The sequence below is a fragment of the Pseudoalteromonas sp. P1-26 genome (genome assembly GCF_001401795.1).
GTDB lineage: Bacteria > Pseudomonadota > Gammaproteobacteria > Enterobacterales > Alteromonadaceae > Pseudoalteromonas.
Genome location: NZ_LKDX01000001.1, coordinates 168,152 through 191,332 on the forward strand (window position 1 = coordinate 168,152; position 23,181 = coordinate 191,332).

Consider the following 23,181-nt stretch of genomic DNA (forward strand, 5'->3'; position numbering starts at 1 on the left):
GAAAAGCTCACGTTCCAAAAAACGAAAAGTTATTACTTTTCAACACCTTAATTTTTGGCACAGAACTCGCCTTAGCTACTCCATGATTATTTACATTTCTCAGTATCATGGATTTAGACAGCACACTAAAACGCAAACCTCAGCAATCAAAAGCTAAAAAATGGCTGGCTAGTGCAGCTATTGGCGTATCGGCTCTTGGCGCTTTAATGGTGTATCAATGGGCGACACCCACTGTGGTTGCTGCAAGCCAACTGCAAATAGCAACCGTAGAACAAGCCGATTTTGTGGTAAAAATACGTGGCTTTGGCCGTTTAAAGCCAAAGTATCAACGTTATTTAACCAATACCGATACTGCAATGGTCGAAGCTATCCATGTTTACCCCGGCACTATCGTTAAAAAAGACACAGTGATTTTAAGCCTCGTCAACCCACAGCAAGCGCAGCGTTTATCGGTCGCTCGGCTAGAACTTGCTCGCCAAAAAGCCAGTGTTAATGAGCAAAGAATTAACCAGCAAAGTGAACTACTTGAGCGCCAAGCAAATCTCGCCATATTAAAAAGTGAGCTGCAAAGTGCAGAACTTAGAGTCGATGCTGAAAGCAAACTGATCGAGCAAGGGATTGTTTCAAGCCTCGATTACAAACGAAGCATGCTAAACGTTGCACAGCTTACAGAGCGCGTAAGTATCGAGCAGCAACGCCTTGCACAGCTTAAAGAAATGCACTTACAACGTAGCAAAATACAGCAAGAACTATTAAGCCAATTTGAGCTTAATTATCAAGTTGAGCAACACGCTTTTGATCAGCTGCAAATAACGGCAGGTATCGATGGCATGCTGCAAGAATTGAATGTTGAACTTGGCCAAAATCTCGTGCCCGGTACCCGCCTTGCGGTGGTTGGATCAAACAAAGCACTCAAAGCAGAGCTAAGCGTTAAGCAAGCTGATGCCGAAAAAGTGGCACTCAATATGGCAGCGAAAGTAAACACCTTTAGCCAAGCAGATCACGGTGAAGTTGATGCCAAAGTCACCCGAATTGACCCTATCGTTACCGATGGTCGAGTCATTATCGAACTTGATTTACAGGGCACACTACCAGCCAATGCCCGCCCCGATTTAAGCATTGAAGGCTATGTGGTTAGCAACATTATTCCCGATGCGTTAACCATTAACGTGCCGCAAAAAGCACAAGCAAATAGCGAAGCCACGCTATTTAAACTTAATCCAAATACCCAGTTAGCAACGCCAACCTATATCGAATTTGGTACACTCAGTGACAATCAAATTCAACTTTTGAGCGGTGCCACCGTGGGCGAACAGCTGATCATTTCAGACCTTTCTAAATGGCAGCATTTGGCAACAATAAAAATCGAACAGGACAGTTTATGAAAACCAATACGCTTATCTCATTAAACAAAATCGCCAAAGTTTATCGCGGCCAAAATGTTGAAACCTATGCATTAAAAGACATCAGCCTGAATATTAATCAAGGTGACTATATCTGCATTAGCGGCCCATCTGGCTGTGGTAAATCGACGTTGCTGTCATTATTAGGCTTACTCGATAGCCCAACTGCTGGCGACTATTTCATTAAAGAAGTCGACACAAAAACACTTGATATGGATCAGCAAGCTGAACTTAGAAACCTTCACATTGGTTTTATATTTCAGTCGTTTAACCTAATTGATGAATTATCGGTGTTTGACAACGTAGCACTGCCGCTCACTTATCGAGAGCCAGCCATGAGCCCGAGCGAAATTGAGCTTGCGGTAAAACAGGCCCTTGATGAAGTTGAGATGGGCCACCGCTCTCAGCACAAACCAAATCAATTATCTGGTGGTCAGCAACAGCGTATTGCTATTGCCCGCGCACTGGCAGGCAAGCCAAGCATTTTATTGGTGGATGAGCCAACTGGTAACTTAGATTCAAAAAATGGTGATGCCGTCATGGACTTGCTTGATGAGCTGAATAAAAAAGGCACCACGATTTGCATGGTAACCCATGATTTACGTTATGCCGGACGTGCTAAAACGCAACTTAAATTGCTAGATGGTGAAATTGTTTCCTACTCTGAAGCTCGCCAAGCACCTAGCAGCGACAATACTGAGCATGCACTTGAAAGCGCTGAGGTGATGTAATGAAATTAACCAAAACACGCGCCCAATTAAGCTTAGCGTGGGCATCATTAATGAATGCACCGGGCTTTGTCACTGCAGTTATCGCAACACTTGCTTTAACATTGGCCACCTTGTTTGTGGTGCTTAGCCTTGTTAACAGCTACTTTTTAAAGCCCCTTGATGTGTACGATGAAAGCCGCATGGTAGTGGTTGAGCAATCACTTACCTATGATGACTACGATGCTACTGGCTTTCAAAGCTATCAATCGATGGTGCATTGGCTTAAGCATAATCAAAGCTTTGAACAAAGTATGATGATCAATGCGGGTGAGCAAATCTTTGCAAACCTAGATGGCGAACCGAAAGAGCCTGTGCTGTATGTTGGCGGCAACTATTTTGACTTATTAAACACACCATTTTTAATGGGACAAGGTTTTGACCTTGGAGAAACGCTAGAAACACCTGATGACCGCGTTGTTATCTCTGCTAACTTTTGGCGCAAGCATTACAACAGCGACCCGAACATTATTGGTAAAACACTTTCAGTCATGGCGGGTGAAACCGATTATGTTCACCGTATCGTGGGTGTTGTTGATGACTCATTCAGCCCTCCTTACATGTTTAAAGCAAGCGATGTTGAAGTATGGTTTCCATCAAGTGCTGACCGCCGTTTCTTTCACAATGATGATTGGCAAAGCCCATGGACAAACACTTTTAAAAACCTAAAACTGATTGCAGTTTTAAAGCCTGGGGTCACCATAGATCAAGTTAAAGTCGATTTAAAACAGCAAATTGATACGGTTAAATCGGAGTGGCTAAACAATGGTGGTATCACCGATGTAAAACCTGAAGTAACCCCGTATCGTGACGTTGAGCTGGGTAATAACGATGACTTAAGCTTAATGATGTTAGCCGGTGCAGTAGGGCTACTGATTATTGCGGTACTTAATGTAAGCACTTTATTCTTCTCGCGCGCTCTTGCTCAACATAAAACCCTCGCTTTGCAGGCGGTGTTAGGTGCAAAACGCAGCACATTATTTAAAAGTATCTTTTTACAGTCACTGATTTTAATGACCTTATCGGTAAGCATTGCGCTGTTTTTATCGGTATGGGGCATACGTTTATTTAAAGTACTAGCAGAAGGCCGATTACCACTGGTTAATAGCTTGGCCGTGGATAGCACGTTGGTCATTGTTGCCATCATACTTTGTATTGCTCTTGCTTATATTTTCTCTGTAATTACAGCGCGTTTGGTAAATTACAAAACCCTAAATACGCAAATGCAGAACAGTGGTAAAGGCGGAGTTTCGCAGGTATCAGGTCGTACAGTGCGTATTTTAATTGGCTCACAAATGTTTGTTGCCGCGTTGCTCGTTAGCTTTTCAGTGATGGTAGTGAGTAAAGCCATGGGCACGATAAACCGTCCGCTCGGCAGTGATACCGAAAACCTATATTTTGCCAACCTGTTCCAGCCAAATAATCAAATGTCATTGGCTGAACGCTACGAACACATGCTGCAATACAAGCAGGTTTTGCTTGATAGCCAAGGTATTGATGATGTTGCCCTGGGTCACAGCCCTGTTTCGCAAAGACAAAATGCCAACACCCTGACTGATGTAAACGGTAAAAGCTCAATTTTCTTCCCTAGTCAGTGGGTAGGGCCTGATTACTTTGCGTTAGTTAACACCAAAATTCTCGCTGGCCGCACCTTTAGCGAACAAGCTATACGTGGTGAAACCAACGAGATACTGGTATCAGTTAGCGTTGCAGAGAACTTATTACCAAGCCAAGACTATCGAAATATCATCGGCAAGAGCTACCAAGGCTTAGAAGAAAAGATGTATGAAGTAGTGGGTGTAACCGAAGATTTTAATCACCCTAAATACTACGATGAATCGTTTGGTCGTCACATTTGGTGGCCAGCAACACCGTATAGCTACATGTTTACTATCAAAGCTTCTGATGGCGTTAAGCTGACTAACAAACAAATACTTAATACGCTAAAAGAAAAGAACAGCGACTTAACCATGTGGCAGTTTAATGACCTACAACAAGAGTACGACAATTTACTGTATATGAGCCGACTGACCGTGGTTCTGTGTAGTACCTTAGCGCTATTTACTCTATTATTAGCAGCAATCGGTATTTTTGGGGTACTGAGCTACAACCTGGGTCTGCGCCGCTATGAGTTTGGTATTCGTATGGCATTAGGTGCGAAAAAAGCACGCTTATTCAAGCTGATGAGTGTTGAAGCGATTATCCCTGTGCTCATTGGTTTTGCGGTTGCTCTCGCCGCGGTAATAGTGGGTTTTTACATGTTACAAGGACAGCTAATGTCTTGGCTGATACTTGATGTAAGACTGCAATTACTCGCTTGGAGTATTACCTTATTTATTGCGCTATTCGCTTGCTTTAGACCTTTGGTTTTACTGCTTAAAGCAAAACCTATGGCCGCACTACGTAACGATTAACAGCACAAAATGGTGGCTTAAATTTAAGCCACCTCAACAGGATAATAAGAAAACATCATGGACAAAATCTTAGTCATAGACGATCAAGCTGATGTACGTCTGGCTGCTACTGTTGCATTACAACAATTAGGCTTACACTGCCATGAGGCCGAAGGCCCTGAACATGCCCTTGAGTTATTAAAATCAGAGCACATTAGCCTGATTTTGCTTGATATGAACTACAAGCTCGACACGACCTCAGGTGAAGAAGGGTTACGCTTTTTAAAGCAACTAAATCAATTAGGTTCGACCATACCTGTCATTGTGATGACCGCATGGGCCAGCATTGACGTCGCTGTTAAAGCCATGCAATTAGGGGCAGTCGACTTTGTTGAAAAGCCATGGAATAACTTGCGCTTAACCGCCGTTGTACAACAACAACTCAAGCTCAAGCAAAGTAATCACGACAACGCGTGCTTAAAGGCGCTTACCAGTGACACACAAGCACATTACATAGCTCAATCAGAAATCATGCAGCTGTTGCTTGCCAAAGCTGAGCGCGCAGCTAAAACCGATGCCAGCATTTTAATTACCGGCGAAAATGGCACTGGCAAAAGCTTATTGGCACATTATATCCACCAGCACTCGCTCAGAGCTGATAAACGCTATGTAAGCGTGAATGTTGGCGCCATTGCCCCGACGCTATTCGAAAGCGAATTATTTGGCCATAAGAAAGGCTCTTTTACTGATGCCAAAGAAGACCGCCTAGGGCGTTTTGAAATTGCTGAAGGCGGCACCTTATTTTTAGATGAAATTGCGACTTTAAGCCTTGAGCTACAAAGTAAAATGCTCCGTGTGCTAGAAAGCAAAGAATTTGAAGTGCTCGGCTCAAGCCAAACCAAAACCGCCAATGTTCGCATTATTTCTGCCACCAATAGCGAATTAGCTACGGCTATTGAGCAGGGTGAGTTCCGCCGTGACTTATTATTTAGACTCAATACCATTGAACTGCACATTCCACCGCTTCGCGACAGAAAAGACGACATCGTTCCCTTAGCTGAACACTTATTGTTAGTGCATGGTAAAAAATACCAAAGAGCGAATATGGCGCTCAGTGATGACGCCCTAAAGGCGCTAAAAAATTACAGTTGGCCTGGTAATATTCGTGAGCTAAGCCATTGTATTGAACGCGCGGTGATCATGAGCGATAACAACAATATTCAAGCCAATGACCTCATTTTAGATCAACCAAGTTGCGAGCAAACAAATAGCAATGCCGAACAGGCTTTGCCACTATTGCCCCTTGAAGAGCTTGAAAAACAGATGATTCAAAAAGCACTGCTGCAATTTAATGGCAATGTTATCGCCGCAGGAGAATTTTTAGGGTTAAGCAAATCGGCGATTTATCGTCGCATTGATAAACATCAGCTCGATTTAAAAGAAGTAGAACGCTAAATGAGTAACAAGTTGTCGTTAGAGCAGCGTATTCGACGCTATTTTTATATGCTTATAGCGGTGCTATTAACGCTTGGTATTGCCCTTTCGCTCAGCTTAAAACTAGATTGGTTCGCCAGTATCAGCCTATTATTGCCGTTTATCGGGATAAGCGCTTTTGCTTTAATTAAAAGCTACCGTGCGATCACCGATGTGGTTGAACGCTTTGGCCTGCAACTAGATGCATTGGCAAATGACGAAAGTAATAGTTGGCATTTAGCGTCTTATCAAAGTGGACGAGTCGCAGCGCTTAAGCAAGATTTTGCCAAGCTCAGCAATAAAATAGCCAAGAACAAACGCCATTATATGCAAACAGAAGAGTTTGTTTTTGAGTTTGCCAGCATGCTGGACTTACCCATCGTTATACTAGACCCCCATGGCTTAATTTACTTTAGTAATAAGGCGTTTATAAATAGTATTAGCCATCGCCAAATTGAAGGTAAATCGGCCAGCGACTTAGGCATTGCTCTGCATGATGGCGAATGGCAACAAAATAGTGACTCGCTGTTTAAACAACGCTTTCAAATCTCATCGCAGACTTTTTGGCGGACCGGCAGAAACTTTGAATTACTAACCTTCTTTTCAATTGAGCAACAGCTTCGCGATAACGAACAACTTGTTTGGCAACGGTTAATTCGAGTGTTAAATCATGAAGTGCGTAACTCACTCACGCCGATTTATTCGATGAGTCAATCATTGCAAACCCTTAAGCGCCAAGGGCAAATTAGCAGTCACGATGATCTCGCCCAAGATATGCTGCAAGTAATAGAAAAACGCGCTCAGCACTTGCTTGATTTTGTAGCCAGTTACAGTGCGTTTGCCAAGCTACCACCCGCACAAAAGCAGGTAATCAGTAGCGAGCAATTAAATACTCGTTTAAGTGCTATTTTTCCTGAACTAGTAATAAATAGCAGCGAAGAGTTACATATTAATGCCGACTTTGGTCAGCTAGAACAAGCGTTGATCAACCTGATAAAAAATGCCTTTGAAGCAGGCAGCAATTCTGCCCCAACCCTCACTTGGTCAAGGCAAGGTGATAGCTTAAATATTACAATTAGCGACCAAGGTTGTGGCATTCAAAACCCCGATAACTTGTTCGTGCCATTTTACTCAACCAAAGCAAATGGCACAGGTATAGGACTTGTGATCACCCGAGAACTTGTGCGCAACCAAGGTTTTGAGTTATCAATAAACTCAAAACCCCAGCAAGGCACGCAAGCTACAATTACTGTGCTCAGCTAACTTATTTTACAAATGTGGCTTTCACACGCTTAGATAACAGCATGTAAGGTCCCCAGATCACAGCTTGAATAAGGCCTCTGATAATCATAGTTCTAACTTCATCGTCGAACACATCGACATCGGGCACAATTAAACTAACCGCATAGGCATCGAGAGCAATAAACGCTAATCCACCAAATAATATCGCTAAGTACCAACTTACAAACGCTTTCTTATGCTTAAAAAACAACACGATTAAATAGAGCGAAGCTAAAAATAATGCTGCATTAAAAGCCATTTCAATGATTAGTAAAGGCTCCCAAAGCGGATGATACATATCACCAAATTGCGACGTTAAACGTTGCCACATCTCGGTCGTGAAAATGGGTTTAAAGGTATTAATTGATTCGATAAATACTCTAAAAGGGCTGATCACTACACCTATCGCCACAAGAATGAGCCAACCTTTTATGCCAACTAAGTCATCATTTACGGAGCTTTTAGCTTCTGGTGTTTCGATTTGGTTTTGTTGTTTTGCTTCTTCCATGAGTTTTCCTTTTTATTTTTATTTCTTCTACTATACGCTTATTTTTTAATAAAATTCACAAAAACAACAGATTGTTGCGCTTTCAGAAAAACCACGCTATGTTTATTTTTTAAACTACGGAAGGTCATAAAAATGAAAAACGCTATAAAACCCATCGTATTAGCAACATCACTTATTCTAGTTACAGCCTGTAATTCAACGGCTCCTATTAATAAAACAGCAACGACAGCCATAAACCAAGAAAAATTTAGCCAATTTCATCAGTACGATGAAAAATCAAATATCACCCTTGAGTACACTGACTACGGGCAAATATTAAATGCCTCGGTGATTGATTTAGGTATGTCAGACCGCTATCGCATTTCACAAAACACAACCAAAATTGGCACCCGGTTGTCGTCGAACCCAAAACCGTCGACTGCAACAGAAGCAAACCGCTTTTATTATGATTCGTACAAAAAGAATCCTCAGATGAAGCAAGACTTGCAAATAGTGCAAGAAAATATGGCCGACCTGCCAAACAAAATTAATTTAAGTAACTTACCAAAATCAGAGTTACTCGCTTACTGGCTCAATCTTTATAACGTGACGGTACTCAATGAGTTAGTGCAGCAGTACCCTGTTAAGAACCTGACCAAGTTATTAAATGAAGAGCCAAGTTTTTTTGATAAGCCACGCTTTAACTTTAACGGTAACCAGTATTCATTAAACGACATTGAGTACAACATTGTTGCACCGCTATTTAACAATGACCCGCTATTAATATATGGCTACTACCGTGGCTACATTGGCAGCCCAAATTTGCTTGACCACCCATATACAGCAAAAAATGTGTTTGCAGCCCTAACCACCAATGCAGTGCAATTTGTTAATTCAAACCGTGGTAGTGTGATAGGTAACCATAGCACTCGTGTTTCTTCTTTATACCTTGAAAAGAAAAACTATTTTCCTAACTTTGAAGAAGATTTAGCTGACCACCTTCAATCGTTAGTAATTCAAGAGCCAGATAAAGACCAAGTTGTACAAAACCTCTCTTTTAGTATCGATAACTACGACATTACCGACATTCTAGGTACCGATGTTGAATATGGTGGAGGTAACGCGACTGTCGCCGATCCGAGTATAGTAGCAGATGGCTTTGATACTAACTTTGTTGCTTATGGTAAAAACTTAACCAAAGAAGTCGGCCATGTAAGCCCGTTACGTCGCGAGATTTTGCAAAAAATCACGCAAAAATACTATGAAGCAAATACTCGCGTTGAAATAAAAGACTTACCAGCTAAAGAGTCTGAAGATAAATAATATAACCCTAAAGCGGCTCGCTATGAGCCGCTTAAACTCACCACTTCCTACGAGACCTACCTATAAATATTTAATTTTTATTTGGCTCATGCCGTGAAATTCAGTAATTTGTCATATAAAACTAAACGTAATTAGAAAATAACAATGAAATGGATGCACTTACAACTTAAGGTACTCGCTGTTTTTTTATTCTTTGTGAGCTGCTTTGCAGCCGCTGAAGACTATCAGGTTGCGCCTGCAGCTAACTGGGTAAAACACCATGAGTTACTTACCCCAGAGATTCCTCGAGACCAAATACGAGACGGGACTTTCTACCTGATGCTCGACACTCAGCTTCAGGTATCTGAGCAAGCCCCACAGCAACGCTTTAATCGTACTGTAATGCAGGCGGTCAATCAGTCTGGGGTTGATTATATAAGCCAGCTGAATATTGATTTTGACCCAAATTATCAATCTCTTACGCTCAATAGTTTAGGCATTATTCGTGACGGCCAATATATAGATAAACTAAATAGTGCCGAGCTACAGGTGTTACAGCGCGAGACTGACTTAGCAAGTCGTATATACAATGGCACCTTAAGCCTAAATGTCATTATTGATGATATGCGGGTCATGGATATTTTAGATTACAGCTATACGGTTTCGGGCAGTAATCCGGTTTATCAACACTTCAGCACCATGCGTACACTGAACTGGTCTGTGCCGATAGTGCAGCAATTTATGCGGGTAAAGTGGCAAAAGCCTACGCCCTTATATATCAATTTTATGAATGGCGAGTCGCCAGTTACTAAAACCAAGCTCGATACGGGTTTTGACTACCAAATTAGCCAACACAATGAGCCGACCATTCGCTCCGCAAGCGAAGTACCGCATTGGTATTCGCCTTACAAGGAAGTGTATTTCTCTGAAGTAAATAATTGGCAAGAGGTAGTCAATTGGTCGTTACCTTTATACCAATCGGCCATCGAAGTGAGCCCAGCTATTGAAACAATTGCCCGTCAAATTAAGTTTCAACATACCGACTTAGAGTCTCAAATTGTGGCTGCCCTGCGCTTTAGCCAAGACGAAGTACGTTATTTAGGCCTAGAAATGGGCACTAACTCGCACCAGCCTACTCCTGCATCAGAAACCTTGGCACTGCGCTATGGCGACTGTAAAGACAAAACCGTCTTGCTCATTTCTTTACTTAAAGCGCTCGGCGTAGAGGCTCATCCAGCTTTAGTTAACACCGAAGACAGAAAACGTACTGCCAGCTTACCGGTCTCTCCTAGCTTGTTTGACCATGTGATTGTCACCTTAGAGCACCAAGGTAAACGCTATTGGCTTGATCCGACCATTTCGTACCAGCGCGGCGATTTAGCACATTTAGCTCAACCGAACTACGATGTAGCGTTAATCATAAAGCAAGGTGAGACAGGCTTTACAGATATGTTCACAGAGCCTGCCCTAAAACGCATACAGGTTTTTGATAGTTATCAGATCCCAGAAGGTATTGATGAGCCAGTTAGTTTCTCAACTCAATATAAATACGGCGACTTTGAAGCAATTAACCGCCGCAGCTCAATCGCTGAAAACAGCTTAAAAAGCATAGAAGATGATTACCGCGAATATTATCAAGATACCTACAAGGGCTTAAAAACATTCAAACCTATGCTGGTTGAATCTCCAGAAGACACCGGTCAGCTAATTACCAATGAGCACTATACTATTGATAACTTTTGGCGACCTAAGGGTAATGATTTTCAAAACGACTTTTACGCTAGTGAAATTCAAAACTCAGTTTATAAGCCGGAACAGCGAGAACGTAACAATGCACCAATGTGGTTTCGTTACCCAAATAATATCGAAACAACCATAAAGGTTACGTTTACGGATACTAATTGGCAGTTTAATGATGAGCAGGTCACAGTCGACAACCCATTTTTTCATCTCGAAAAACGCGTGACATTTAAAGACTCGGTGTTGACCTTATACTTTGATTACAGTGCTAAGCAGGATCATATTCCAGCCGATCAAATAGACCTTTACCTAAGCGAGCGTAAAAAACTCAATAACGCGACCCATTACGGCATCATTAAATACGGCACAAATAGCGCCACAACCACACCAGCAGATGACGAAACCAACTGGTATAGCGTTTTTATTTTAAGTTACTTGGCGGCAATCATCTTTTTCATCGCGGCTTGGCGTATAGAAGCAAGTAACCGCCCAGTTTTTGCTGAGCAACAGTTCTACCCTGTCAGTAACAGTAAGTTTGTTATTTACAGCTTATTAAGCTTAGGAATATTCATTCACTACTGGAGCTATCGCAACTGGAAAGCGATAAAAGAGCAACAACAAAGCCATATTATGCCGATTGCTCGAGGGATATTTGCACCGCTGTTTTTTATTCCGTTGTTACTTGAGCTTTGCAAGCACAGCGAGCAAACCTTTGGCAAAAATAAGATCATGCCCGTTGCGGTTGGGTTCGTGTTATGGCTGGCGATTATCATTTCTGAAGTCGTAAGCTATAACTGGGAATATGGTACTTGGCTGTTTTTAGTTACACCTATTCTATGGTTGCCTCTGGTTAATTACATTCAAAACCTCAAGCAACCACAGCAGGCTCTTGAGTACCACTCTCAGTGGCGAGCGAGGCAGGTTATCATTTCGATACTCATGTTGCCTTGGTTATTTTATGGCTTAATTTATGAGCTATATTTGTTGCCAAGTTCAACCATAGTAACCGGTGACAAGCTTTGGTCTTATCAAGTTAACTTTTTAAAAAGAAAAGAAATTATCCCTGCCAACGAGAGTGTACATTATTTTTATAGTGACGCATTTATCGATTTTAAAACTGATGGAAACGGCATCACAGAAAACACTATTTTTAGTTACTGGGAAAATGAGCAAGGTGTGCTCGAAAAAGATCAGCGCCGCTTTAGTGACATTAAAGAGATCAACGTTGATTATGCTAAAAGCGCCCTACTAACCACCACGGTAACGGTCATTGACCACAATGGTGATGAAATGCTGTTATTTTTGAGCCATGAAGATGACTTAGATAAAAAGTTTGTCGCTGAGGTAGAGCGCTTAATTAAAGCCAATACCCCAACAACTGAGCAAAACGCAGATTAAGTCAGTCGCTTAATCATGCGCTTTAAGGCGGGCGCTTTCAGAGGCTTATAAAGTAATGGGTAGCCCGCATCTAGCACTAACTCGCGTATGCCTTCATCATGATTCGCGGTATTCACTATGGCAGGTAAGCGTGTTAATGCCGCTTGTTCAATCACTTCAAGGCCTGTTACCCCATCATCAAGCTGGTAATCAATGATCAACAATTGCGGCAGGGCTTGGCTTGCCTTTAACTGCTCAAGCTCCGCTAAGTTAGTGGCTGTTGAAATTTCACAGCCCCAATTTTCGAGTAGCTGCTTTAATGCCTCTAACACGTTGCGGTCGTTATCAAGCAACCAAATACGCAATTGCCCCAGCTCTGTTTCTTGTGATGCCTCAGCACCTTTCGTTTGCGCTGGCGCAGCACTCACTCTACAAGGCAGAGTTAGGGTAAATTGCGTGCCTTTACCAAGCTCAGACCCCATCACTAGGGGTATTTTAAGTAAGTCACATATACGTTTAGTGATTGCCAACCCTAAGCCTAATCCCTCGGCGCTTGGCTTTGCACCAAGCTGTTTAAACTCTTGGAAAATAGTTTGTTGATCGCTCGATGCAATACCAATCCCTGTGTCTTCAACAATAAAGGATACATGGTCATCGTCGTACTGCATTTTTAAGCGCACTTCACCTTGCTCGGTATAACGAATCGCATTACTCAAAAGGTTACGTAGTACTCGTCGCAGCAGCGCTTTGTCGGTATGCAAGCGAACATCGCAGGTTTCAATAATAAACTTTAAGCCTTTTTCGCGGGCAAGGGCTTCGTAGTCATTTCGCAGTGGCTCAACCAACGAGCTGGCAGCAAACTCGCTCATTTGTACTTTAAACGAGCCCGAATCGAGCTTGGTTAACTCTAAAATACTCGATAACAACTCTTCGGCGCTGCCCAATGAATTCTTAATATTCATCGCCAGCTCTTTAAGTTCGGTATCTTGGGCTTTTTCATTCATTAAAGAACAAAACAAGCTCGCAGCATTGAAAGGTTGCAGTAAATCATGGCTGGCAGCAGCAAAAAAGCGTGTTTTACTGACCGTTGCTTGCTCCGCCACTTGCTTTGCCATCGACAACTCTTGGTTTGCTTGAGTCAATGCCAAGGTGCGGGCTGCGACTTTTTCTTCAAGGCTAACATTTGCTTCGGTTAACGCTTTTTGTTGTTTTACGAACTCGGTAATGTCGGTATAGGTTGTTACAAAGCCGCCACCTGGCAGTGGGTTACCTTGCATTTCAAACACGCGGCCATCATTGTGCGAGCGCTGATATTTATAAGCGCTGCCTTGGCGTAAATAGGCTAAGCGTTTTTCGACTTCGCTGGTCATGCTCTCGCCGCTAAATAAGCCACGCTCGGCATTAAAACGAATAATGTCGGCAACAGGGCGGCCTATGTAAAGCGCATCATCTGGGTAGGCGAACATGTTTTTGTAGCCTTGGTTCCAAGCTACCAAGCGCAGCTCACTATCAACTACACTGATCCCTTGTTGAATGTTTTCGATTGTTGATTGCAGTAAGTCACGATTAAATTTAAGTACTTGGCTTGCTTCATCAACAAACTCGGCAACCTGCTCTAGAGGCTGGCGCTGCTCATTTTTCGCTACATCTAAAATAAGCCGCGCCGATGCGCCGCCGATCACGGCAGACATCTCGCGCTCAACTAATAGTTCTAACTCAACATTGGCAGGGCGCTTCCACTTACTTTTATCATCCGGAAAGTAATGATTTACCAACGACTGCGCCGCTTCTTTTTCGGCAAATCGCTGCATTAGCGCACCTAGGTCATGGTAACTCAAAGGCTGTAGATGATTACTCACTCGAGAATCACTAAGCTGCGACACAAACTTATTGCTCTGCAAGCGTTCAGCTAAGGTTGCTCGACTAAATAACGGTACTAAGAAATACACTAAACAGTTCGCACCTAGCGATAGCAATAAAGCTTGGCTAATGCTTTCCATGCCTAATGAGAATAAGTCGGTTGGCGCTAACCAGCTTATTCCCCACGGTCCATTCATAAGCCATAAGCTATCGCTTCCTAAACCTCCGGCGATATTCGGTAGTAAAAGTGTGTATCCCCAAATAATAAAACCGCTTAAAATCCCCAATTGAGCACCGCGACACGATGCTTGTCGCCACCATAAGCCTATGATCATGGCAGGCGAAAATTGCGCGACTAAGGTAAACGACATCAAACCCACATTGGCAAGGGTTGTACTTTCGCCTAGCACTCGGTGAGTGAAGTAACTAAGCAATAAAATCAATACGATAACGATTTTACGCGCATGTAATAGGTTATTTTTATCAAGCCCGCGACTACTCGATGTAAGTTGCGAGCGGCGTAAAATAAATTGGTTAATAAAGTCATTAGTGATCATCACTGAAAGCACAATTGATGACACAATCACCATACTGGTTGCCGCTGAAAAGCCGCCTAAAAAGGCTAATAACGCCACAAAAGCATCATCAGCCGCCATCGGTAAAGCTAATACAAAGGTGTCGTAGCCGACCTCTTGACCTTGAAAGTAAATTAATCCGGCGTATGCAATCGGTAGAATAAACAGGTTAATAAGTAAGAGGTAAATCGGAAACAGCCAACGTGCCGAGGCCAGCTCTTTATCGTTATTTTTTTCGATAAAGCTCATGTGGAATTGTCTTGGCAAACATAAGGTCGCCAAAATACCAAGCAAAGTATGAGCAACATACACATAGGTTGGACTTTGTGTGGCCGCCACTTGCTGATCAATATTTAGGTCATGCGCTTTTTCAAACAGCGCCACTGGGCTGTCGAATAGAGCAAAGCATACATACAAACCCACCGCTAAAAACGCCAACAACTTAACCACAGATTCAAAGGCAATACTGGCTATCAAACCTGGATTATGTTCGCTGGGCTTTAACCGCCTCGCGCCGAATAAAATAGCAAACAGTGCCAATACAATCGTGATATAAAAAGTGCTATCGGCCCATACTTCATGACTTTGTGTGGCAGCACGGTCGGTAAGTAAGTTGATACTTTGTGCAGTTGCACTTAGCTGTAAAGAGATATAGGGCACAATGGCAATCACTGAAATCAATGAAATGAGCCCAGACAAACTCGACGACTGACCATACCGAGTCGCAATAAAATCTGCCATTGAGGTTATTTTTTGCTGCCGACAAATATGCGCTATGCGGCAATAAACTTGCCAGCCAAAAATGAATAACAAAATAGTACCGGCATAGGTCGGAGCCAACCACCAGCCATTGTATGCAGCTTGTGCTGTGGTACCAAAAAACGCCCAAGAGGTGCAATACACCCCAAGTGATAAACCATAGGTTAAGCCTTTAAAAGGCAATACTTTTCTTTTATCAGCCCAGCCTGCAACCGCAAATAAAATTGCCAGATATACAATTGCAAGAAGGCTTATTGACCAAATTGAGAACATCGCATGTGATTATTTTAATTGTTATAGCCCCAGCATAGTTTTTATTGCACGTAATTTACAGCCTAACTTTAGTGCTAATGCATTGTATTACGGAAGTTTAAAAAACAAACATAAAGAAATGAGAATTATTTTCAATTGAGTGTTGACAGATACGCAAATCTAATTGATAATCACTATCAACAAGACAATAAAGTACTTGTTCGGAATAAACTGATTTGTTTCTCGACCCTGAAACACGTGTGGCCCACGATAAAGCTAAGATCGCCTGTTGCTAATCGCAACGCCCCTTGATATTGGCAACAGGTGATCGCCCTACTATTTTACTTGCTACATTGCTCATATCGGTGACGGTAGATATGAAACTCAAAAAGCCCTTACAGGGCTTTTTTTATGTCTAAAATTCGTACCAAACCTGCAAGCCAAACTAAATGAGAATTATTTTCAAAAACATGTTGACAGCATCGAAAACCTAATTGATAATTAATCTCAACAAGCCAAGCGAAGTATGATGACTTGTTCAGATTAAATTTGTTTCTCTACCCTGAAACACGTGTCGCCACGTTAAAGCTCTAGCTTATATGTTACTAATGGCAACGCCCCTTGATATTGGCGACATATAAGCGACCCTACTTATTTTACTTGCTACATTGCTCATATCGGTGACGGTAGATATGAAACTAAAAAAGCCCTTGCAGGGCTTTTTTTATGTCTAAAAGTTAATGCGTTAACTTTATCGACGGTTCTTACGTGCACGTGCACGGCGTTGTTTTTTCTCTTCTTCTTTAGCGGCTTTTTTCGCCTCTGCAGCAGCGCGAAGCTCAGCAACCATTTGCTCTTCTTCTTCACGCATAGCCGGTGTTTCCATGGTAATACGACCAATAATGCCATCGCGTAATTCGTTGATAAGAATTTCAGACATTTTGTAAGTATCGATTTGATTACCACCGCGGATACAACCACGCTTTTTACCTGCCATTTCAACAAACTCCCAGTCAGACTCTGGTAGCTCATCAATTTTATAGCGGCTTTTTAAAAGTTCTGGGTATGCTTGCAATAAATATTCAGCGGTGTAACTTGCCACTTCTTCGTAGTCGATAGCGGTATCACGAATAGCGCCAGTTGCCCCTAAACGATAACCAGAGTTTTCGTTCTCTACTTTAGGCCATAACATACCCGGGGTGTCGTAAAGCATAATGCCATCGTCAAGCTTAATACGTTGCTGCGCTTTGGTTACCGCAGGTTCATTACCTGTTTTTGCCACGATACGGCCAGCTAAGGTATTAATAAGCGTTGATTTACCAACGTTTGGAATACCCATGATCATGGCTTTAATTTGTTTATCAGCGCCTACTTTATGCGGCACTAATTTTTTACAAAGCTCATTAATACGATGTACTTCACCCGCTTTATCATTACCAAAATCAATCGCTTTTACGCCACTTTGCTGCTCAAAGTAGTCTTTCCAAGCTTGCGTTAACTTAGGATCAGCCAAGTCCGCCTTGTTCATGATTTTGATCACCGGCTTATCGCCACGCAACGCAGTAACCATTGGGTTTTCACTACTATAAGGAATACGGGCATCAAGTACCTCAATGATCACATCCATCTGTGGCATGATTTCTTTAATTTCGTTTCGGGCTTTGTTCATGTGACCCGGGAACCACTGGATGGCCATTTTTAACTCCTACAAGATAATTTCACGGTATTTTAACTGGCTCGGCAACGAATTGCGCTATAATGACGCAAATTTTTTCAAGTAAGCAGTTATGGCTCTTAAATCAACCATTATTAAAGCGCAATTATCGTTAAGCGATATGGATCGCCACATTTATCAAGATTTCAATTTAACACTGGCACAACACCCATCAGAAACCGAACAACGTTTGATGATCCGCTTGTTGGCTTTTGCGCTAAATGCCCGTGAAGGCTTAGAGTTTACTAAAGGCTTATGCGCCGATGATGAGCCTGAGCTTTGGCACATTAACTATAGCGAAGAAATTGAATTATGGATTGAGCTAGGTTTACCTGATGAAAAACGCCTGAAAAAAGCCTGCAATAAGTCGAAGCAAGTTGTTTTATATACCTACGGCGAAAATAACCAAGCGATTTGGTGGCAAAAACATCAACCTAAGTTGTATGATTTTAAAAACTTAAGTATTTTTAGTCTCGATTATGCCGCGACTCAGGCATTAGCCGACTTAGCTGATCGCAATATTAAGCTCACTATTACCATTCAAGATGGTGAAGTATGGGTTAGCTCAGATACAGCAAATATCGAAATTAAACCGCAACAGTTAATGTAAGGAATGCGATGGCAATTAGGCAAGTTGTAGTATTACACGGACTTTATATGTCAGGCTTTGTGATGCGTCCACTGTGCGCGCGCCTTGAAAAGTCAGGTCTAAAAATACTCAATTTGACCTATAACACGCTCTCTCCCGATAGAGCGGCAATATTCGATAAGATTGATCGCTTTATCGGTGGTAAACCTACCGCCTTAGTTTGCCACTCTATGGGTGGCTTAGTGGCTCGCGCTTACTTAGAGGCCAATTCCCTTCAAAGTCGCCACGTTGAAAAGGTGATCACCTTAGGCACCCCGCATAAAGGTAGTCATATTGCTAAGCAAATGCAGCAAAAAGGCTTTGATATGCTGTTAAAAAACAGCGTGGAGTTTTTATTATCTGAGAATGGCGATTGGCCGTTTAATGCCAAGCTTTATAGTATTGCTGGTGACTTACCAATAGGGCTAATGCCACTGATTGCTAAAGGCAGTGTCTCTGATGGTACAGTTTTGATAGATGAAACCAAGCTCAATGGCATGGCAGAACATAAGGTGTTTCATTTGAGTCACACCAGTATGATCTACTCACGCCAAGTGATGGATTACATTATTAAGCTTATAAATCAAAGTGAGTGATACTTTAATCTTCAGCACTTGCAGCCACTTTATATGAGATTAAAACAATGATCCCTAAGATCAATGGTACAGGTGCAGCAATGTAGCCAAAGGTATCAAAGTTTGCGAAGCTAGCACCTGCTAGATGACCTACCAAACCGATAACAAATGCAAGTAATGCAATCACTACAACAACTATTTCAGCTTTGCTTTCTTTAACTGTTTTACCGTCCATTTTTCTTCTCCTGGTTAAATGCGGTAAAGTCATTATGCGCTTATGGTTCGTTGTTTTTTTGACCTAAATCAAGTTCTAAATCGGCCTACTTATCAGCGAGTACAAACCTTGTTTTAGATCATACTTTCTACCTAATTTTTGAATATTTGCAAAATAAGGTAGATTTTTTGCTCAGTTGCCCCAAGTCTATATAAAAGTAATTCAAAGTTATGTTGATAGTGCACAAATGGACAAAACCAACCTTTGATAGTTAAAACCTATCACTATGTTCGAATTAAACCATTTTACAGATTAGCCAAGATGGCTAATACTTAACACCAAGCACTAGCAAGTAAACACTTAACGGTTTTTTTAAGGAGCAATCTATGTCACAGGTAAATGCAATTGGTTTAAACAGCGCAAAAAGTGAAGATATCGTAAATTCACTAAACTCTTTACTAAGCTGCTACCAAATCCAATACATGAACGCACGCGGCTTTCATTGGAATATTAAAGGTCGTAACTTTTTTGAATTACACCTTAAGTTTGAAGAAATTTATAACTTACTACTTGAGAAAGTAGACGAGATTGCAGAGCGTATTTTAACGTTAGGCGGTACACCGGTACATGCATTCTCTGAGTACATCGAAGATAGCAAGATCAGTGAAGCTAAAAATATTACTGAAGGTACTGCTGCAGTAGAAAACCTTTTAGCAGGTTACAGCACGCTTATTCAAATGCAGCGTGAAATCCTTGCACAAGCAGGTGATGCAGATGACGAAGGTACAGCATCGCTAATGGGCGACTACATTAAAGAACAAGAGAAACTTGTTTGGATGTTAAAAGCCTACCTTGGTTAATATTTAGAATTGACACGAAAAAGCCCTCAAATGAGGGCTTTTTTATATTTAGAAAGCATTACTTTAACCACTTTCTTAAATTATCGTACTCGGGTCTTGCTTGAAAAAAGCTTTCAGCATCTGGGTGAAAGTTAATATCCATTTCTACACCAGACCAAACTGTCTCTAATAAATTGCGAGCAATGATATTCGCTTTAATATAATCAACGCGTTTGTAACCCCGCGCTTTTACAGCCTGAAAGTAAGCCTTTGCAATCTCAATACTATCTGCAGTTGCTAATTCAAATTGTTCCAAATTAACCACAGCATACTGAATTGAATTTTCAGGGTACTTCATGATTTCTTGACCGACTTCAATACTAAATGAAGCAACGGCTTCTTTATTAAAGCTGCCACTAACTTCCACATAAATCACTGGCGGCTCAACAAAATAACGCCAATCACCATGGGCTTTAAACATGCTCACCCCTTTGAAATACAACTTAAGTTTACGCTTATAAAATTTATTTACTTATTTATCTAAGCCTTAATTCGGTAATAAAGCAATAAAAAACGCCATTTCTAATGCCTTTTCCTCAAGGCTTTTAAAGCGACCCGATGCGCCGCCATGGCCTGCATCCATGTCGGTTTTAAACACCAAAATGTTGTCATCGGTTTTAAGTTCACGCAGCTTAGCAACCCACTTCATTGGTTCCCAGTATTGCACTTGAGAGTCATGGAACCCGGTGGTAACAAGAATATTAGGGTAAGCCTGCGGCTTAATATTATCGTACGGCGAGTAAGCCTGAATCACATCATAAAACGCTGGATCATTTGGGTTACCCCACTCGTCGTATTCATTGGTCGTCAGTGGAATACTTTCATCAAGCATGGTGGTAAGCACATCTAAAAATGGCACATGACAACCTATACCTAAATAAAGCTCAGGTGCTTGGTTAACCACAGCGCCCATTAATAAACCACCAGCACTGCCACCAGACGCAAATACTTTTTCTGGGTGTGCATAGCCTTGCTTGGTAAGCGCTTGCGTAACATCAATAAAATCGCTAAAGCTATTTTGCTTAAATTGCTTTTTACCTTGCTCATACCAGTGACGACCTAGCATTTCACCACCACGAATATGTGCAATCGCATAAACAAAGCCTCGGTCAAGCAAGCTTAGTGAGCTGCTTGAAAAGCTTGGATCGATGGTAATGCCGTACGCGCCATAGCCGTATTGCAGTACTGGGTTAGTGCCATCTTTATTAAATTTATCAATGCGATAAACCAAAGAAACCGGCACTTGTTCGCCATCCCTTGCAGTAACCATTAAACGTTCTGAGCGATAATGCTCTGGGTTAAAATCACCCAACACTTGCTGTTGTTTTAATAAGGTTTTGTTACCTGTTTTTAAATCAACATCATACAAAGAACCTGGCGTCGTTAAGCTTGAATAGTAAATACGCGCAGAGCTCACATTCGGCTCAGGGTTCATGGCAATAGCAGCATAATAGCAAGGGTCATCAAACTCTAAAGTAAGACGTTCTGCTTGCTGATCCACCACCACAAAACGTGTTTGGCCAAGCTCTCGCTCAGTGAGGATAAGATACTCATCGAAAATTTCGACCCCTTCTAGCAACACGTTCTCGCGATGCGGTGTATGCTCCTGCCAACGATTTTTATCGGCAATGGTGCTTTGCGTCGCGGTCATTAAACGAAAGTTTTTCGCTTGCCAGTTGGTAACAATGTAAAAGGTATCACCTAGCTTATCGACATCGAACTCATGGCCTTCTTCGCGTGGCATTAAGGCGCTAAATTCACCCTCTGGGTTATTGGCATCAAGCACCCAAGTATCGTTTGTTTCTGTGGTCGCAAGGTCAATAATAATAAGGCTTTCATCGCGGCTTTTGCCAAGCCCCATAAAGAAGCTTTTATCTTGCTCTTCATAAACAAGTACGTCATCAGCTTGCGGGGTGCCTAAAACATGGCGGTAAACCTGAAAACCCAATAAGGTTTGCAGGTCTTTTTTCACATAAAACACCGTTTTGTTATCATTAGCCCACACCACTTGACCTTCGGTGTTTTCCAGCACATCACTAAACATCTCACCGCTGGCAATATTTTTAAAACGCACGGTATAAATACGGCGACCTTCGGTGTCTTCAGAGTAAGCAAGCAGCTGCTCATCAGGGCTAATTGCAACTTCACCTAACTCATAAAATTCGTAATCGCCAGCTAATTGATTTACATCTAACAACAGGTGCTTGTCGCGCGCTTCTATTGAGCTGCTACGATAATGGCGTGCATATTCATCGTCACCACGTACTTCTGAGTGATACCAATATTGGCCATCTTTCACGGGTACCGTGTTGTCGTCTTTTACAATACGGTCTTTTAACTCATTAAATAGCTGTTCGCGCAGTGGTTTTATGTCGGTAAGTTGTTTATCGCAATAATCGTTTTCGGCATTTAAATGCGCTAATACATCTTCATTTTCGCGCTCATCATCACGCATCCAATAATAATTATCGGTGCGCATCAGTTGATGTGTAGTTAATTGCTGAGGGTGTTTTTTTGCAACAGGAGGATGCGCTAATAAAGACAAAGAATACGAATTTGACGACACAAGAAAAACCAAAATAAAAAACGAATTGCTGGCAGTTTATCACAGAATTATACCAATCAGCTTAATTAAGTAGTCTATTTTGAGGCAATAAAACCTCGTTGATAACAAGGCAAAAATGTCGTTATTTAGTTGTTCTAAATGAGAAATTTTTAACGCAGTTAGCGGCAGGTTTAATCCCTCAAAATGATTAAGTATTATTGCGGGTTGGTATTAAAAAAGCCCACTCAAATTGAGTGGGCTAAGCAATGCTAAAATAGCATTTAGGGGGAAACTGTTAATGTGATACTTGCTGCCAAGCCATAGCCCAGCTTTTTCCTACACCTGGCTCAAACAGCGGGTTGTGTGAATCTTTAACACGACAAAACTCGCTAAATGGCCACGGTTTGCACATATAAATATGGCCCGTTTTTGGCTGCAGTACTTTAACACCTGCACTGTAATCGCTGCATGCTTGTGGGTAGACATAGTCATAATCTTGCAGACTATCTTGCACTCGCTCTTTACATTTTGCGATGCAATTAAACGCCACTTTTACATGCGTAATGCCCGAACCTTCAAGGGCATAAATTTGGTTTGAACGGTACGCAACCACTAAACCTTGTTCAGTCATTTTGCCCGCTTTTACCAGCGGAACATGCACGTTTATATGCTCGGCAACAGAACGTGGCCAATTATGAGGCTCACCCTGATCGGAACTGCTGATCGGGTATTCGAATGATAAATCGACTAGCTCTCCTTGCATGTCATAAAAGGTTACAATCACCCTATCTCCAACAAACAGTTGGGTATGATGATTTAAGCAACCAATCGGCAACCACTTCCCGGAGGCCATTGACGTATGCATAAACAAAATATCACCCTAAGAACAACTAATAGGCATTATCTAACAACCGAACAAAATAAATACTTTTAGTTT

Annotated in this window: 17 protein-coding genes; 10 read left to right on the forward strand and 7 right to left on the reverse strand. The window is 41.9% G+C overall.

The features are described 5' to 3' along the window. The first annotated feature begins 107 nt into the window (after positions 1-107). The 5 genes from AN394_RS00815 to AN394_RS00835 are packed head-to-tail and all read left to right on the forward strand — an operon-like array spanning position 108 to position 7,299. Positions 108-1,385: an efflux RND transporter periplasmic adaptor subunit gene (locus AN394_RS00815; protein WP_054562940.1), complete on the forward strand. Its 1,278-nt coding sequence runs from the start codon at positions 108-110 to the stop codon at positions 1,383-1,385. After that, a complete protein-coding gene (locus tag AN394_RS00820; RefSeq protein ID WP_054562941.1) occupies positions 1,382-2,134 on the forward strand; it encodes an ABC transporter ATP-binding protein in 753 nt (250 codons plus the stop codon). Before AN394_RS00815 ends, AN394_RS00820 begins: the two co-directional genes overlap by 4 nt. Further along, complete coding sequence (locus AN394_RS00825) at positions 2,134-4,584, forward strand: ABC transporter permease (protein ID WP_055020577.1); 2,451 nt, start codon at positions 2,134-2,136, stop codon at positions 4,582-4,584. The genes AN394_RS00820 and AN394_RS00825 overlap by 1 nt, the downstream gene beginning before the upstream one ends. Before the next feature lie 57 nt (positions 4,585-4,641). Then, the gene (locus AN394_RS00830; RefSeq protein ID WP_055020578.1) at positions 4,642-6,018 is read left to right on the forward strand and encodes a sigma-54 dependent transcriptional regulator; all 1,377 of its coding nucleotides are present in this window, start codon (positions 4,642-4,644) and stop codon (positions 6,016-6,018) included. Further along, entirely contained in the window at positions 6,019-7,299 is a 1,281-nt protein-coding gene (locus tag AN394_RS00835; protein WP_055020579.1) for a PAS domain-containing sensor histidine kinase, read from the forward strand. It abuts the gene before it with no gap. Position 7,300: 1 nt separating this feature from the next. On the opposite strand, the gene AN394_RS00840 is transcribed toward AN394_RS00835, so the two are convergent. Continuing rightward, positions 7,301-7,825: a DUF2569 domain-containing protein gene (locus tag AN394_RS00840; protein WP_054562945.1), complete on the reverse strand. Its 525-nt coding sequence runs from the start codon at positions 7,823-7,825 to the stop codon at positions 7,301-7,303. Positions 7,826-7,957: 132 nt separating this feature from the next. Between AN394_RS00840 and AN394_RS00845 the strand changes: the two genes are divergently transcribed. Together AN394_RS00845 and AN394_RS00850 are read left to right on the forward strand one after the other, a co-directional pair. Further along, complete coding sequence (locus tag AN394_RS00845) at positions 7,958-9,127, forward strand: DUF547 domain-containing protein (RefSeq protein WP_055020580.1); 1,170 nt, start codon at positions 7,958-7,960, stop codon at positions 9,125-9,127. 144 nt (positions 9,128-9,271) lie between these two features. Beyond that, on the forward strand, positions 9,272-12,244 hold the full coding sequence (locus AN394_RS00850) for a DUF3857 domain-containing transglutaminase family protein (protein WP_055020581.1): 2,973 nt from the start codon (positions 9,272-9,274) through the stop codon (positions 12,242-12,244). Here AN394_RS00850 and AN394_RS00855 read toward each other — a convergent pair. Together AN394_RS00855 and ylqF are read right to left on the reverse strand one after the other, a co-directional pair. Beyond that, entirely contained in the window at positions 12,241-15,690 is a 3,450-nt protein-coding gene (locus AN394_RS00855; protein WP_055020582.1) for a PAS-domain containing protein, read from the reverse strand. The two genes, AN394_RS00850 and AN394_RS00855, sit on opposite strands and share 4 nt — an antisense overlap. A gap of 730 nt (positions 15,691-16,420) precedes the next feature. Further along, positions 16,421-17,365 (reverse strand): ribosome biogenesis GTPase YlqF, encoded by a 945-nt coding sequence (ylqF, locus tag AN394_RS00860; protein ID WP_054562949.1) that lies wholly within the window; start codon positions 17,363-17,365, stop codon positions 16,421-16,423. Positions 17,366-17,456: 91 nt separating this feature from the next. Here ylqF and AN394_RS00865 point away from each other — a divergent pair, with 91 nt between their 5' ends. Then, positions 17,457-17,993: a YaeQ family protein gene (locus AN394_RS00865; protein ID WP_054562950.1), complete on the forward strand. Its 537-nt coding sequence runs from the start codon at positions 17,457-17,459 to the stop codon at positions 17,991-17,993. Between the two features lie 8 nt (positions 17,994-18,001). Further along, positions 18,002-18,607: a lipase/acyltransferase domain-containing protein gene (locus AN394_RS00870; RefSeq protein WP_055020583.1), complete on the forward strand. Its 606-nt coding sequence runs from the start codon at positions 18,002-18,004 to the stop codon at positions 18,605-18,607. A gap of 4 nt (positions 18,608-18,611) precedes the next feature. Here the strand turns inward: AN394_RS00870 and AN394_RS00875 are convergent, their stop codons facing one another. Then, positions 18,612-18,821, reverse strand: coding sequence for a hypothetical protein (locus AN394_RS00875; RefSeq protein ID WP_054562952.1), 210 nt, complete (start codon positions 18,819-18,821; stop codon positions 18,612-18,614). Between the two features lie 365 nt (positions 18,822-19,186). On the opposite strand from AN394_RS00875, the gene AN394_RS00880 reads away from it, so the two are divergent. Then, positions 19,187-19,660, forward strand: a complete 474-nt coding sequence (locus AN394_RS00880) for a Dps family protein (protein ID WP_054562953.1) — start codon at positions 19,187-19,189, stop codon at positions 19,658-19,660. Positions 19,661-19,718: 58 nt separating this feature from the next. Here AN394_RS00880 and AN394_RS00885 read toward each other — a convergent pair whose 3' ends face one another. The 3 genes from AN394_RS00885 to AN394_RS00895 all read right to left on the reverse strand — a co-directional run bounded on the left by AN394_RS00885 (position 19,719) and on the right by AN394_RS00895 (position 23,109). Beyond that, positions 19,719-20,120, reverse strand: a complete 402-nt coding sequence (locus AN394_RS00885) for a hypothetical protein (RefSeq protein WP_095209738.1) — start codon at positions 20,118-20,120, stop codon at positions 19,719-19,721. A gap of 66 nt (positions 20,121-20,186) precedes the next feature. Then, positions 20,187-22,265 (reverse strand): S9 family peptidase, encoded by a 2,079-nt coding sequence (locus AN394_RS00890; protein ID WP_055020584.1) that lies wholly within the window; start codon positions 22,263-22,265, stop codon positions 20,187-20,189. A 274-nt stretch (positions 22,266-22,539) separates the two neighbouring features. Next, complete coding sequence (locus tag AN394_RS00895) at positions 22,540-23,109, reverse strand: hypothetical protein (protein WP_055020585.1); 570 nt, start codon at positions 23,107-23,109, stop codon at positions 22,540-22,542. Between the last annotated feature and the right edge of the window lie 72 nt (positions 23,110-23,181).